General features: G+C 35.5%; 16 protein-coding genes. 6 read left to right on the plus strand and 10 right to left on the minus strand.

Annotation, left to right across the window (positions count from 1 at the left end):
* Positions 1-195: 195 nt before the first annotated feature.
* Positions 196-432 carry a hypothetical protein gene (locus tag IPI15_RS06495; protein WP_287404542.1) on the plus strand — a complete coding sequence of 79 codons (237 nt, stop codon included), beginning with the start codon at positions 196-198 and terminating at the stop codon, positions 430-432.
* A 22-nt stretch (positions 433-454) separates the two neighbouring features.
* On the opposite strand, the gene IPI15_RS06500 is transcribed toward IPI15_RS06495, so the two are convergent.
* A complete protein-coding gene (locus IPI15_RS06500) occupies positions 455-976 on the minus strand; it encodes a hypothetical protein (RefSeq protein ID WP_287404540.1) in 522 nt (173 codons plus the stop codon).
* Complete coding sequence (locus IPI15_RS06505) at positions 969-1,439, minus strand: hypothetical protein (RefSeq protein ID WP_287404539.1); 471 nt, start codon at positions 1,437-1,439, stop codon at positions 969-971. Before IPI15_RS06505 ends, IPI15_RS06500 begins: the two co-directional genes overlap by 8 nt.
* Before the next feature lie 268 nt (positions 1,440-1,707).
* Here IPI15_RS06505 and IPI15_RS06510 point away from each other — a divergent pair, with 268 nt between their 5' ends.
* The 3 genes from IPI15_RS06510 to IPI15_RS06520 all read left to right on the plus strand — a co-directional run bounded on the left by IPI15_RS06510 (position 1,708) and on the right by IPI15_RS06520 (position 5,406).
* The gene (locus IPI15_RS06510; RefSeq protein ID WP_287419613.1) at positions 1,708-2,799 is read left to right on the plus strand and encodes a sensor histidine kinase; all 1,092 of its coding nucleotides are present in this window, start codon (positions 1,708-1,710) and stop codon (positions 2,797-2,799) included.
* Positions 2,800-3,519: a LytR/AlgR family response regulator transcription factor gene (locus IPI15_RS06515; protein ID WP_287404533.1), complete on the plus strand. Its 720-nt coding sequence runs from the start codon at positions 2,800-2,802 to the stop codon at positions 3,517-3,519.
* Positions 3,520-3,960: 441 nt separating this feature from the next.
* Positions 3,961-5,406 (plus strand): serine hydrolase, encoded by a 1,446-nt coding sequence (locus IPI15_RS06520; protein WP_287419615.1) that lies wholly within the window; start codon positions 3,961-3,963, stop codon positions 5,404-5,406.
* 483 nt (positions 5,407-5,889) lie between these two features.
* Here the strand turns inward: IPI15_RS06520 and IPI15_RS06525 are convergent, their stop codons facing one another.
* The 8 genes from IPI15_RS06525 to IPI15_RS06560 all read right to left on the minus strand — a co-directional run bounded on the left by IPI15_RS06525 (position 5,890) and on the right by IPI15_RS06560 (position 11,730).
* Positions 5,890-6,354, minus strand: coding sequence for an Hsp20/alpha crystallin family protein (locus tag IPI15_RS06525; protein WP_287404527.1), 465 nt, complete (start codon positions 6,352-6,354; stop codon positions 5,890-5,892).
* 357 nt (positions 6,355-6,711) lie between these two features.
* Positions 6,712-7,002 (minus strand): hypothetical protein, encoded by a 291-nt coding sequence (locus IPI15_RS06530; protein WP_287404525.1) that lies wholly within the window; start codon positions 7,000-7,002, stop codon positions 6,712-6,714.
* A 654-nt stretch (positions 7,003-7,656) separates the two neighbouring features.
* A complete protein-coding gene (locus IPI15_RS06535) occupies positions 7,657-7,995 on the minus strand; it encodes a hypothetical protein (RefSeq protein WP_287419617.1) in 339 nt (112 codons plus the stop codon).
* Positions 7,996-8,013: 18 nt separating this feature from the next.
* A complete protein-coding gene (locus tag IPI15_RS06540; protein ID WP_287419619.1) occupies positions 8,014-8,586 on the minus strand; it encodes an RNA polymerase sigma factor in 573 nt (190 codons plus the stop codon).
* A 343-nt stretch (positions 8,587-8,929) separates the two neighbouring features.
* Positions 8,930-9,457, minus strand: coding sequence for a hypothetical protein (locus IPI15_RS06545; RefSeq protein ID WP_287404518.1), 528 nt, complete (start codon positions 9,455-9,457; stop codon positions 8,930-8,932).
* A gap of 318 nt (positions 9,458-9,775) precedes the next feature.
* A complete protein-coding gene (locus IPI15_RS06550) occupies positions 9,776-10,840 on the minus strand; it encodes a ligand-binding sensor domain-containing protein (RefSeq protein ID WP_287419621.1) in 1,065 nt (354 codons plus the stop codon).
* A 4-nt stretch (positions 10,841-10,844) separates the two neighbouring features.
* Positions 10,845-11,279: a two-component regulator propeller domain-containing protein gene (locus IPI15_RS19805; protein ID WP_353845295.1), complete on the minus strand. Its 435-nt coding sequence runs from the start codon at positions 11,277-11,279 to the stop codon at positions 10,845-10,847.
* Between the two features lie 58 nt (positions 11,280-11,337).
* Positions 11,338-11,730, minus strand: a complete 393-nt coding sequence (locus tag IPI15_RS06560; protein WP_287404515.1) for a hypothetical protein — start codon at positions 11,728-11,730, stop codon at positions 11,338-11,340.
* 198 nt (positions 11,731-11,928) lie between these two features.
* Between IPI15_RS06560 and IPI15_RS06565 the strand changes: the two genes are divergently transcribed.
* Together IPI15_RS06565 and IPI15_RS06570 are read left to right on the plus strand one after the other, a co-directional pair.
* Positions 11,929-13,212, plus strand: a complete 1,284-nt coding sequence (locus IPI15_RS06565; protein ID WP_287404513.1) for a sensor histidine kinase — start codon at positions 11,929-11,931, stop codon at positions 13,210-13,212.
* Complete coding sequence (locus IPI15_RS06570) at positions 13,205-13,903, plus strand: response regulator transcription factor (RefSeq protein WP_287404511.1); 699 nt, start codon at positions 13,205-13,207, stop codon at positions 13,901-13,903. The genes IPI15_RS06565 and IPI15_RS06570 overlap by 8 nt, the downstream gene beginning before the upstream one ends.
* Positions 13,904-13,926: the final 23 nt, after the last annotated feature.

The raw sequence follows: 13,926 nt of genomic DNA on the forward strand, positions 1-13,926 counted from the left end.
TGTTTCCTAATTGCATTTTACTTTTTAACAGAAACCGGCTCCAAATATATTGATCTGCGGATGGGACCCAATTACTACGTGATTTCAATATTTCAACTAGAACTTTTCACCTTGATAGCGTTTTTAATTCAGGGATTCGGTTATTGGTTTGTACTTAAAATATTAAATAAATCATTGATTAAATTTCTAACATTGATGCATTCAATTATATTTATTGGAGGTATGATTTGTTTATGGTGCGTAACATATGTTCCAAAGAATTTATATTTAAAGGAAACTTATGTCGCATACCCTGGAAGCATAGGAAGGGTAGATGAATTAATATTCACAGCAAATATACAGATTGGCGCTATATTATTAATCATTGGATTGGGTATACCAATTTATTTTATAAACATAATGGTGAGTGGCTTCAGGAAAACCAAAAGTTAAAGAAACTCTTAGTTTAAAGATTTTAATTGATTTCAACAAACTTTATTTGTTTTGAAAGTCTAGGTCTCCATTCATCCTGCCTTGCCATTGTATCACATATTTTTTCATTAAAATAAATCTGATACCAGACTTCTTTCTGAAATTTGCACACACTCATGTATGTTCCTTCAGAGTGTACCATTAATTTTAAAATAAATAGCTCTGAAGGTTCGCGGTGAGTATTAATTACCTGACTTAAACTTACAGCAGTTACATCAATGTCTTTTGCAAATGAGCTACGTTTATCATAAATAGTATCAACATATGTTGCCAGGAATTTAGAAAAATACCGCTGATTATCGAATACTAGATTGCTGATATATGCATCCATTTTCAACTTCAATTGCACAAGTTTTGCTTTAACAATTTGCTCTTTTGGCAAATTCTTCATTCGATTCAAACGTGCTTCCATTAGATTAGCCGCTTCCTCATTTCTTTCCTTTACAGAGATGTATCTTGAATCGACTCCATATTCAGCTTCATCCTCATTTATTTTATTAGTCATTATCATATTCATTTATAAGATTTAAAATTTCCTCCACCTCCATGCTTAAGGTCATTCCTGTGATATTCATACAGTATCGCTCTACATAATGCCGGGCAATGCTACTCTTTGGCCTAAGTGATATGCATGCTAATTCGCCAAATTCTAAAACTGCAATTTTCGCAACATGGGTTAATAAATTTCCTACAATTCTTTCATATTTCTTATGCTTTCCCATATTTTCTATTGAAACAGTTAATAGCCTGATATGAATTCTCCATTCTTCCGGGATGCGTTCAATCGAAATCAATCCTAAAAATTCATTGGTTTCGATTATTCGCAACTTAAACACTTCTTTCCCCTTTTCAGATTTCCAATTAAAAAAGTATCGTCCCTTAGTTATTGCTTTGTAATCTGTAATTTCCAATGGAATGACTTCTATCAAATATTGTTCTCCTGTGGACGTTGCGATAATTTTCATCATCCAAAGCTAAACATTGTTTACGTAAAACGGAAATATTTGCCATTTAGTTTACAAAAAACGGAAATTTAATCTGTGCGCTTATTTCAACTTTCTATTATCTTACTAACTTATTAAATACAACTTTCAAGTCCATATTTTAAAAACCACATTTTTCCTCCTCCTCACCATATTTACTTTACCTTTAAAAAATACAATGTCGTCTTGATTTTAATTTACTTCATCTAAACGATTTTCTAATAATGTCGAATAAGTATTGTTTTACCTTATCATGAATACCTCTTTTGTAAATAATATCGCAAGAATTCTAAAAAGCAGAATAACACGTAATGTTATTTTCTGGTTATTCACGCTTTGGGTTGTTCTTAACAGCAACAATCAGAAGGATTTTGCGCCTATTTATTTCCTGTTTCTTAGCATTACGACATCCCTCATGTTGGCGCTTACGTATATCAACAATTTATTGATCGTGCCAAAATTGCTGCAAAAAAGAAAATACATAATATACACAGGGGCATTTCTACTGCATGTTTCGCTCATCTCTTTGTCCTATGTTTTGGTACTCAAATGGGGCCTAAACTACATTCCTGTGGAACACATTCAGGACGTGAGTTTTATCTCCGGAAATATTTCTGACAAATGGACTTTCGATGTGATTATCTCTGAAATGTCCACCTATTTTTTTGGATTCATCATGTGGCTGGTGATCTTTACGATGGCTTGGTACACGCGGGATTATGAAAATAAGGAAAAAGAAATTGAAATCGTAAAACAAAAACAGACAGAATTGGAATTGAATTTCCTGAAAAGCCAACTAAATCCTCATTTTCTCTTCAATACACTTAACAATCTTTATGCACTCGCGCTAAAACAATCTGAACATACTCCGGAATCTATTCTGAAACTGTCGTCACTACTGCGTTATCTACTTTACGATACCAAAACTGCATATAATGATTTCGAAAAAGAAAAGGAACTGATGTTGGCCTATATCGACCTGGAACTGTTGCGCATAGAAGATCCGAGTGACTTACATTTTAATATTGAGACAGACAAACCTTGCAGTATTCCGCCATTACTTTGGCTGCCTGTCATTGAGAATGCATTCAAATATGGAACTCGTTATATAGCTGATCGCTATTTTATTAGTTTTGAGTTTACTATTTCACAAAATATACTTACCATCATTTCGAAGAATAAATACAATCCGACGACTGCTGTTTCATCAGAAAATGTTTCAGGTGGAATCGGTCTAATGAATCTTCAGAAACGGCTGACTTTGTTGTTTCTTGAAAAACATGTTGTGAAAATTAATAATGAAGCCGAATATTTCACCATTGATATAAAAATTCAACTTAATTAAATGACCTACCGCGTACTGATCGTCGATGATGAACCGCTGGCACAAGATGTCGTGGAAACTTATATCACAAAAATACCCGAACTTGAAGTAGCCGGCAAATGCAAAAACGTCATCGAAGCATTTAATTTCCTGCAAAAAGAAAAACCGGATCTGATCTTATTGGATATTAATATGCCCGAAATATCAGGCATAGATTTTTTGAAAAATTTAAGTGATAAACCCAGGGTTGTTTTCACTACCGCATATGCCGAATACGCATTAGAAGGATTTGATTTAAATGTCGTAGATTATTTGCTGAAGCCGTTTTCCTTTCCCCGCTTTTTACAAGCTATTCAAAAATTCATTTCACAACTTCCGACCAATATTCCAATTTCCAATCAATCACCATCGACGGTTGAAAAGACCGTATTTCTTAAATCCAATGGAAAATACATAAAAATCCACTTGGATGAATTGTGTTTTGTGCAGGGATTAAAAGATTATGTCATGGTCTGGACTACAACAATGAAGATCATTGTTTATACCAAAATGAAAAACCTGGAAGCTCAACTCGCGCCACATTCTGAATTCAAACGTATTAATAAATCCTATATTGTTAATTCAAATTTTATCGAGGAAGTCGAAGGAAATTTTGTAAAAATAATTGGTCAGGAAATTACGATCGGTAATACTTTTCGAAGTGAAGTTTCGGAATGGATTCAGAAAAATCGGCTCGGATAAATAATTCTAGTTTCACCTTGTATTGTGACCCGAAATATATAATTTAAAACGTAGATAATGTTGCTATGATTTCCCCCTTTGGAGGGGGGTAGGGGGAGGCTTTTATAAACTGAACTCCATGTTTTACTATAGATTAATAAGAAATAAATTAAAGAGATAATTATAAACATATCTCTTTAATATTAGAGATCAACTATCATTGATAATCATTAAGAAATTATGCCGCTCCTTCAAACCTTTAAATTTGGAAAACTTCATAGTTAAGAATTGTCTGTAAGGTAAAAATTACATCGCCCTGTATATCTCGCCTGGTTAATTATGCGAATCACAATCCATTATTTCCAATTTCGTCGAGAATCCACCCTATTTCACATAAAATCTTTTTCCCCTAAATCTTCCCTCCTTATATTTAAATATCAAAAACAAATTAATTAAATTAATATGATGACTTATTTAAACAACAAACCAGCAAAGACATTATTCCTGCTAATACTACTTTTGGCAATTAATGGGACTCTAATTATTGCACAACCCACAGATGCATCTTTAATCACCAAGATGAAGAATGGTAAAATGCCGGGCGCATCGTTCGCGGCAGTAAAAGATGGAAAATTGATTTATCATAAAAATCTTGGCTTAGCAAATATCACCACCGATAAACCTATAGATGATCAGACCATCTTCATGCAGGCATCTGTTTCCAAAACGATGATCGCCACAGCAATCATGCAGCTTTGGGAAAAGCAAAAAATAGATCTCGATATAGACGTCAACCATTATTTACCATTCAGCGTGAGAACGCCGTCCTTTAAAAATGACAGCATTACGGCGAGAATGCTCCTCACCCACACTTCCGCTATTCAGGACGAATGGAATACCTTGGGCTCATTGTATGTACTTGGCGATTCACCCATTTCATTGTCCAGTTTTATGCAAAAATATTTTACTCATGGGGCTACCTATTATAAGGCGGGCAACTTTTATACATACCGACCGGGCACTCAATATAACTACAGTAATATTGGCTCAACATTGGCAGCTTACCTTGTCGAAACTATTACCGGTGATGATTTTAGCCATTATTGTGATACCGCTATATTTCAAAAGTTGTGTATGACAAGCACCTCTTTTTTGCTATCAGGAATCAGTGATACGACAAGGATCGCAAGACCTTACGGCTGGGATGGGTCAGCGTATTGGTATGCAGGCTTGTATGGATACCCGGATTATCCGGATGGACAGTTGAGAACGACAAGTACGGATCTGTCCCGATTTATGACCATGTATCTGCAGCATGGCACTTATGAGGGGTCGAGGGTATTAGACAGTACGACGGTGGATTACATGCTTAGACAGCAAACTCTTGTGGAACCAGCACAAGGAATTATATTCTATTCTGCCAAGGCGAGCAATGGAGATGTACTTTGGGGACACAATGGAGGAGATGCCGGGGTCAATACTGCGATGTATTTTAATATGACGAAAAAAACAGGTGCGATAGCCATGACAAATGGGGATGGAACAAGCAGTTCGAATGCCGATTTATTAGTCAATACACTCTATATTTATGGCATCACGGTGACTCCTGATTCCAATGATGTTTTCCCGCCTTGTGAAGGGACAGCTGCCTCCTTTGAGCCGACCTTCTCGGGAAATATGACCATCTATCCAAATCCATCTGATGGCAGGATATATGTGGTGTTATCAGAAATTGGAGATGCAAGTATCTCGGATATCCACGGAAAAGTGGTGCTGCGGACAAAATTAGAAAATGGACAAAACGAGGTGATATTACCTGAAAATTGTGCCGCTGGAATTTACATATTGAGTGTGATAAGTAAAAATGGAAAAGAGCGTATGGTGAGGAAAATCTCGGTGGTGAAATAATTGCAGTTTACCACAGAAAAAACAATTAAAATTTTTATATCAATTCCAGAATTTTATACCCTAGCAAAAGACTTTTTGCCACGAATTGCACGAATGATGCTTCGCATCTAACACGAATTTATTTTTGAGAATTCGTGCCATTATTTTCGATGCTGATTACGCGGTTGTGACTAATTAGAATCAGTTTTTTGGAGAAAAACTAAATGGGTTATCATGAATTAACAGGAAATTTCAAATCATTGCGATTTAGTTAAGTCTATTTGTTTATTTAATAGATCTAGGCACGCTGAACCTTGGAGCAACCTTCAAATGAAAACTATAGATAAATTTGATAGGCATACAAAGTGCTGACAACCGATATTTCATGAATTAGATGCTGTATTTCAATTGTTAATTAAACGAAGTAGAATTATAAATCACCATAATTAAACAAAAAAAGCCACTCCTTTAGAGAGTGGCTTTTCCAGGATTAACTAATCAGAACTATCTGATCTCAATGCTCTGCCCGGGCTTGTGTGCCTCAGGATCTTTGGGCAATGTGACTTCAAGTACACCATCGGTGTATGCTGCTCCAATCTGATCTTTGAGCACCTTGTCATTAAGCTTGAAAGCGCGTTCAAATGCTGTGGGTCGGTACTCTTCGTATATGAATTTGTCCTCGGTAGCCGCTTCCGGCTGGTAACTGATGTTCAATACATCTTCTTCGATCGAGATGGTAAACAGGTCTTTTCTGAGACCTGCAGCATAAAGTTTGAGGATATATGCGTCAGCTGTTTCGATGATATTCACAGATTTTCTGTTACTAAATCTTTTTCCCATTCCGCTCTGAAAACGGCGGTTCATTTTTTCTGACATATTGTCTCCAAAATGTTTTCTGAAAGATGTCCATGCTTCGTGATTGCCCTGAGACATATTATCACAATGAAATTTTGCTTGTCTATTATACATGTTTAATGTTTTTAGATTGTTATTAAATGGTTTGGGTGATTTAGGTATTTAAATAATTATTTCGTGGAAACGAGCCTCCCCCTAACGCAGAAGCATTTTGTTCGTACCTCTCAAATGTTCTGACTTCACTTTGTCTCTTCCCGAATCTGGTGTGGGACTTCCGCTTTGCTCCAGCATTCGTCGAGACTTCGTTACGTTTCACTTCCTCGAAAAGGTCGCTTAGGCACCTTTTCTTCGTTGTTCACCCCTCCAAAGGGGGAAATACTGCTCAATTCATAATATTTCTATTTAATTAAGCCTGAGGAAAGAACGGGAGATACCCTCAGCTCTAATTATTCATTATTCACTATTCATTATTCATTTTCTAATCGGAATTATGGCAAGTTCTTTTCTGTAGGGAGCAAATGATCTTTGACGATCGTAATTGTTGTAGTCCAATTGGCCACCGAATTCATCATCATAGTTTCCGATCCTTTCTTGTGCCTGATGGAATAGCATCTTAGCAGATTTGACTGCAACTACAACAACTGATACCACCAATGCGACCATTAATACTTTGAAAAGTAGAAAAAGAACCATTGCGCCAACTCCAGCCAGCAAAGTCATACCGGCTATCTTAGGAAGCATAAAATTTATATTGTTTTTCATTTTTAATTTGTTTAAATTATTTAATTAATAAAATAAAGGCCTTTAAATAGAGGACGGAGAAGATGGAGTTTTACTTTAAAAAAGGGCAAATATTTTTTTAAAAATATTTGAAGCTTGATCAAAAGTTATAGTGTTTAATTAATTTCAGGAAGTTGTAATTAATATAAGTTAATATTTCTCTTTTCGAATTAACCTCCCCCTACCCCCCTCCAAAAGGGGGAAATTCGGGGTACTCATATTTATTGAGCATAGCGAACGTTTCGGGTAAATTTGTAAAAGTCTTTTGAAATATTATGGGCGTGCAATTAAATAACTTAATACATCATAATGCCTTTATTAATTGACACAAAGGGCAACTTAAATACTACTTTTCATACCAAGTTTGGGGTTTGGAGTTTGGGGTTTGACAAAGAGTTATGTTTTATTTTTTAATTAAATAGCTTAATACACCTTAATTCCTTAATGGTTTAATAATTGTAAATACTAGTATCAACTTCAATACTGCATTTCATACAATGATTGTTGTTTGGGGTTTGAGGTTTGTCAAGGAGTTTCGTTAATTAATTTTTCAATAACATCTTAATCTCTCTTAGTTTCTTAATGGTTTAATACCCCTCAAAAACTTAGTTCTATAATTTCAAATATTCCAAAAGCTTAATTATCTTTTCGGCCATGCCAGCCTCCGCACCTATTCCTCCACTCCTCCTTTAAAGCTTCTCTTTCTTCCGGAGTGGTATTTGCAAATTTCTCCCTAAATTTATGCATCATAAAATGGTTTCTCCCCCCATGATGCTTGTGACCACCAAAACGACCACATAGCAATTTAAATAAAACAAGCAATCCTAATGATTGCCAATAGTTGATCGCCTTCCAACCGGTGATATCCGGAATAATTGCATTCCATAAAAACATCACTACCGCACTGATAATAAATATCATCGCCAGCATTAATAAAAAGAAAACAAACTTTCTTTTACCTTTATTATACAACATTTCTCGATTCATGATTTTTTAAATTATATCTTGATATAAAGGATCCAATTTCTTACGCAAATATTTTACTGCGTAACCCTTTCTACTTACGATCGTCTTGATCGGTACGCCCTCTTCCTCGGCAATTTCTCTGAGTGTTTTATCTTCCAATTCATTTTGAATGAAAACCCTTCGTTGGTTTTCAGGTAATTCTTCTAGGGCAATTTGTAATGTATTCCAGAATTCTTCTTGAAACATAAATATTTCAACGTCATCCGTATCGTTTGAAAGTAAAACATCTTTTAATGACAGCTCACCTTCCTCTCCTTCGTAAACCAAATCATCCAACAATAAATTCTTTTGTTTTCGCGACCTGTCGATAATTCTGTTTTTAGCCACACGGTATAACCAACCACTAACACTTAGGATCTCTTCAGGATTTGCAAGGTTGCTATATTGATACCACACATCCTGGAGGATATCTTCAGCATCTTCCACGAGTCCAACTTTACTTTTGATAAACCCAAACAGTTGACTACCATACCTTTTGATCGTATCGGTGAGGTTAAATGGCTTTGTATCAGCCATTGGAGATACGGTTACAATATTCATTTTCCTTCATATATTGTATTGCAGACGAAAGAGTACGCAAATTACTCTATTCAAACTTGAATTAAATTAAAAAGAAGACTAAAATGTAGAATAATACCACGACCGCGCAAGCAGCATCGGAGATAATGCACGAATAATCACATACCATTTAAATACATCCTAAAAATTTTGGCTAATCTTTTGTAATATTCGCTTAAAAATTAAAGCATCAGCTTTCCACAAAAACCATTCGTGTATCCGGCGCAATAAAATTCTTGATTCGCAGAATCAGGATAATAAATTTATGCCTCGAGCAGGAAATATAAATAAAACATAGTGTAAGAATTGACCCTTTATTCCAATTCTATTCATCTATTTTCGTTGAATTTTGGGTGGCCTTTACAGAAAGTACATATTTCATGACAGCATCCTTTTCTATATCATTTAACTCTGCAAGCATCGCCATATCATCTACTATAATATGCCAGCTTTCTTCGGTTCTTGCATAAATACTTTTTTGTTCATGACAGCCTGTGCAGGTTACATTGAATAATTCATGACCGAGACGAAGAGTTTCAATTGTGATGCCCTGATACTTTTCCTGCATGGCCATCAATTGTTTTTCACCCGGCGCAGAAACAACCTCATAAGGAATGACGAAAGTAGGTAAGCCTTGATTGGCAGCCGGGCTTAGGATGCTCATTCCCGAAAGGATGGTGGGTGCCGGCTCGGTTGGCTTTTCCTCAGGTTTTGATAATTGCTTCACAGCAGTGGTTTCTTTTTTTTCATCGGGTTCGGGTACCGAACTAGCAACCATAGTCTTTCGGGAAGTATTGCACGCGAGGAATATATTCAAACAAAATATGAGTGTAATTATGTATTTAAATTGCATTGATATTATTTTATTCGATAATTAAAATGATTATTTATTTCGAAAAAAACCAGTGAAATCTACTTTTAGAAATCGCTGGTCTAAAAAACTTGATAATTTCTGTATATTTTTCCGCATATTCATTTTCTCACCTTGTCGCCTTTTCTCTCTAACATCCATTCAGGTTGAGCAACCTTCGCTAAGATTTTGAATATGAAAGGTAAGCGATTTCGGAGCTCGTAACTTTCAGTTAGCTAACAAAGTTTGATGAGTTCCCAAACTCTTGATTTTACTAATATTCCGCCCATTTATTATATATTGTTGTGCGTTCGTTTTCTTTTAAAACTTTTTATCAAATGATTTTCCGTTGAATATATATACTCCACCGCTTGCCATCCCAAAGAGTAAATTATTTCTATTGTCTTTATATATTGACCAAATCATTGGTTTCGAAAGTCTGCTGTCGATTGTATAGTTAGTCATATTTTTGCCGTCATATTTCCAAGCGCCTGTATCTCTATCACCAAACCAAATATTCCCTTCTGAATCTTCTTCAATTACAAAAACATGTTCAAGTGTTCCGGCAGGAGAAAGATTTCCATTTTTACTACTAAAAATGTTAATAAGCCCATTCTTATCAGAAAAATTTATTGCTTTCTCGTTCTCCATTAGTAAAACACCAATTCCATTATTACCTATCCAAATCCGCCCTTTTGAATCTGCCAAAACACTTCTTATATGCAAGTTTTCATTCTCTTTTAATTCCAGTTTTTCATGGTCAAAACTTTTCGTATTTTTTCCATCATACATAAATAATGCATTGTAAGTGGCTATCCACACCTTACCGTCGGTTCCTTCCGATATATCAGTTACACCATATGAATTATTGGGGTCGTTTGTTTTGGGTTTTGGAAAAATTAAATAGTTCATTTTTTCTCCATCAAAGCGATTTATTCCGTCTTTTTCACCTGCATTAAACCATAAATCTCCACTGGTTTCATTCCATTCCAATTTTGGGACGTCAGTTTTATATGAATAATTAGAAAAATCTACTCCATTATATCTACTTATTCCGTGTGCAGTTCCAAACCAGATATTTCCATTTTTATCTTCTTCTATTGAACGGATTTGATTATCACTTAGCCCCTCCTTAGTTGTAAAGTATTGAAATGTTTTTCCATCATAATAGCTTATGCCTTCATTATGACTTCCAAACCAATAATTGCCTTTGCTGTCTTGAAAGATAGCACGTATTCCAGAAGTAAATTTTAAAATGTCGGCTTTGGGAGTTCTTGAAAAATGAGCTTTAGTTACTTCCTTTTCGGAAGATTTCTTTTCAACGCATGAAAAGGTTAGTGCCATTAAGAATATTAAGTATACCAAGTTATTGTTTTTTTTATTCATGAATTTATTTTAAGAATTTGTCAAACGAACTACCATTAAATTTATAAACTCCTGCATTATGTGTCCCAAACCAAAGAACTCCTTGTTTGTCATTGGAAATTGTGAAAAGATATACATTAGTTTCGCCATCTTTAATAGGGTAATGAATAAGTTCTTTTCCATTATATTTCCAAACACCATTCTCATATGTAGCCAACCAGAAGTTACCTTCATTATCTTGTGTTATAGATAGAAAAAACGGAAATTCCCTTTCATTTTTTTCGTTAATATACCTAATTCCATTTTCCTTCTTAAAGGATATGCTATTGCCATTATTGGTTACTTTGTCGTATCGAAATCGTGTATTGTTAATCCAAATAAAGCCATCTTTGTCTTCATAAATAGCACGTGTTCCAAAATCCCCAACATTAGGGGTTGTCTGTGAGCAACGGAATACTATGGATCAATTCTAAAATAACATACCGACTAGCACTTTCTTTCTGGTATTACTACATCAATTATTTAGTAGCGACTACCTGAACAGCATCGCTATTTTGAACAATTTTTCCAGCGCATTTAATTTCATCTTTCTTGCCAGAACAAGACTTTTGTGCCAATTTTGATGAGCAAGACATTGGGTTTTTGCCGGGTATTTCCAAAGATATTGCAGAGTTGCAAGTTTCAGATACTGAACATTTAGCGACAGTTGCACAAGAAGCTTTAGAAACAGCAACACATTGATTTTTATTTAGTAAGTTGGAAATACTAAACGCAGTTGAATTAGCTTGACAACCGTCTTTTGAAGCTACTTTTAGGTTGCTTTCATCGACTTTTTTAATATTTGTGTTGTCACCATTGTTTTTGAAAGAGATAAACATTAGAAATAAAAAGAAACAAATTTGCGCGTACATAGACATTTGTTTTAGTTTGTGAAAAAATTATTTGGATCAAATTTGGTACAGAATATGAATTAATATTCAGAGCTTCTTTTGATTTGACAAAGATATGTGAGCCCGGCAGGCTATGCTGTTACCCAGCAGTTATTATCCTGTTAGTCACTTGTTAAAAAAAAGTCCGCTCATATATAATTGCGTAATTTTGATTCCTTAATGAAAATAGATCGTACATATATCTTCGTCACCCTGTCGTCAATAGCGTTGCTGCTTGTGCTTGCTATTCAAGTCAATTATCTGCTAAATACAGCTCAAATCAAGGAACAATTATTTAATGAAAAGGCCAATATGGTGCTCGATAGAACAGCACTAGCGCTAAGTAATGATACCGCCACGATTAAGAATTTTTCTCTGATGGGAAGTGAAAATGAAACAAAAAAAATTGATTCATTATTTAATCATTTCTTAAAAATATATAATTTCCATATTGATTATTATTTTGAATTAAAAACGTTATCCGCTGCAAATAGTCTTCAAATTCCCAATGTTAGTAGTAAAAGTGAAAAACCTGTAGAAGATTTAAAAATTGGAACGATCAAAAACACCAATGAAGAGGAAGCAGGGTGCTATCAAACTTGTCTTCCTGCAGAAGGTGGAGGGGACAAAATGGAACTGAAACTCGTCCTTCCTGACAAAGCTCAATTTATCCGCGCCGAAATGGGTGTGCCTTTTATTACTTCTGTCTTATTAATTTTATTGGTATTGGTGATGTCCTGGCGCACCATTATGTCCTTGCTTAAAGAGAAAAAAATTTCGGAGCATACCACGGATTTTTTGAACAATATGACCCATGAATTCAAAACACCCCTGACCAATATCGCCCTCGCTGGAAGAATGATGTTGCGGGAGAATAATGTCGCACGAGAGGAAAAAATTAAACATTATTCCGGAATAATCCTGGAAGAAAATGATAAACTTAGGCTTCAAGTGGAACAGGTATTAAGCATGACTGCTCTGGAACGTGGTGAGATTCCACTTCAAAAGAAAGAACTCGATCTTCATGAGTTGATCAGCCATTCATTAAAATGTATGGGTCTTCAGATCGAGCACAATGATGGCAATGTAAATATTCAGCTTGATGCTGAACATTTTGAGATCATGGGAGATAAAAATCATTTGACTAATTCACTGTGTAATCTCGTGGACAATGCTATTAAATACTCAGGGAATAAACTTGAATTGTCGGTTCGTACCTACAATGCGGGGACAAACTTAGTGGTAATTGTTTCTGATAAGGGCATTGGTATCGATAAAGAATATCAGAAAAAGGTATTTGAAAAGTTTTTCCGCGTTCCGACCGGTGATATTCATGATGTAAAAGGTTTCGGCCTTGGCCTTGCTTATGTGCAAAAGATCATCCAAATGCATGATGGCAATATTGAGTTACAAAGTAAAAAAGGAGAAGGCACGACTTTCACAATTACCTTGCCCTATGTCTAAGGAAAGGTTCAAAATATTACTCGCCGAGGACGATTTAAATCTTGGTTTTCTCTTGGTCGATTACCTCGATGCAGAAGGATTTGATGTCAAACTATGCAAGGATGGCGAAATGGCATTAAAGGCTTTTCATGGAAGTCCATTTGATCTTTGTCTGCTGGATGTGATGATGCCTAAGATGGATGGTTATTCCCTTGCTAATATGATCCGACTTGTTGACAAGAAAATTCCGATCATCTTTATCACTGCCCGTTCACAGAAGGAGGACAAACTAAAAGGATATGATCTTGGAGCAGATGATTACATTACAAAGCCTTTCGACGAAGAAGAGTTACTTTGGAAGATCCGTGCGGTCATGCGTCGGATACCGGAATTTAACAATGAGGACAGGAATGGACCGAACACTATCGGTATATATGAATTTGATTTTTATAATCAATCCTTGAGTTTGAATGGTGTCATGCGTCGGATTACCGTTAAGGAAAGTGAGATCCTTCGCTATCTTTCTGTCAATAGAAACAAGGTAATTAAGCGGGAAGATATGCTCATCGCGCTCTGGGGCAAGAATGATTATTTCTATGGTCGTAGCCTTGATGTCTTCATCACTAAGATCAGGAAGTATTTGAAGGAAGATCCGGAATTAAGCGTGGAGAATATTTTTAGCGTGGGGTTTATTTTTAACGTGCCGGATTGATCGAGGCTTGAGGCGCAATGCAT

The organism is Candidatus Brachybacter algidus (assembly GCF_016707225.1).
Taxonomy (GTDB): Bacteria; Bacteroidota; Bacteroidia; order Chitinophagales; family Saprospiraceae; genus Parvibacillus; species Parvibacillus algidus.

Bases quoted from the DNA above. Each gene is read 5' to 3' on its own strand.
- IPI15_RS06495 (WP_287404542.1), top strand. From the start codon at position 196: ATGCATTCAATTATATTTATTGGAGGTATGATTTGTTTATGGTGCGTA.
- IPI15_RS06500 (WP_287404540.1), bottom strand. From the start codon at position 976: ATGACTAATAAAATAAATGAGGATGAAGCTGAATATGGAGTCGATTCA.
- IPI15_RS06505 (WP_287404539.1), bottom strand. From the start codon at position 1,439: ATGATGAAAATTATCGCAACGTCCACAGGAGAACAATATTTGATAGAA.
- IPI15_RS06510 (WP_287419613.1), top strand. From the start codon at position 1,708: ATGAATACCTCTTTTGTAAATAATATCGCAAGAATTCTAAAAAGCAGA.
- IPI15_RS06515 (WP_287404533.1), top strand. From the start codon at position 2,800: ATGACCTACCGCGTACTGATCGTCGATGATGAACCGCTGGCACAAGAT.
- IPI15_RS06520 (WP_287419615.1), top strand. From the start codon at position 3,961: ATGATGACTTATTTAAACAACAAACCAGCAAAGACATTATTCCTGCTA.
- IPI15_RS06525 (WP_287404527.1), bottom strand. From the start codon at position 6,354: ATGTATAATAGACAAGCAAAATTTCATTGTGATAATATGTCTCAGGGC.
- IPI15_RS06530 (WP_287404525.1), bottom strand. From the start codon at position 7,002: ATGAAAAACAATATAAATTTTATGCTTCCTAAGATAGCCGGTATGACT.
- IPI15_RS06535 (WP_287419617.1), bottom strand. From the start codon at position 7,995: ATGTTGTATAATAAAGGTAAAAGAAAGTTTGTTTTCTTTTTATTAATG.
- IPI15_RS06540 (WP_287419619.1), bottom strand. From the start codon at position 8,586: ATGAATATTGTAACCGTATCTCCAATGGCTGATACAAAGCCATTTAAC.
- IPI15_RS06545 (WP_287404518.1), bottom strand. From the start codon at position 9,457: ATGCAATTTAAATACATAATTACACTCATATTTTGTTTGAATATATTC.
- IPI15_RS06550 (WP_287419621.1), bottom strand. From the start codon at position 10,840: ATGAATAAAAAAAACAATAACTTGGTATACTTAATATTCTTAATGGCA.
- IPI15_RS06560 (WP_287404515.1), bottom strand. From the start codon at position 11,730: ATGTACGCGCAAATTTGTTTCTTTTTATTTCTAATGTTTATCTCTTTC.
- IPI15_RS06565 (WP_287404513.1), top strand. From the start codon at position 11,929: ATGAAAATAGATCGTACATATATCTTCGTCACCCTGTCGTCAATAGCG.
- IPI15_RS06570 (WP_287404511.1), top strand. From the start codon at position 13,205: ATGTCTAAGGAAAGGTTCAAAATATTACTCGCCGAGGACGATTTAAAT.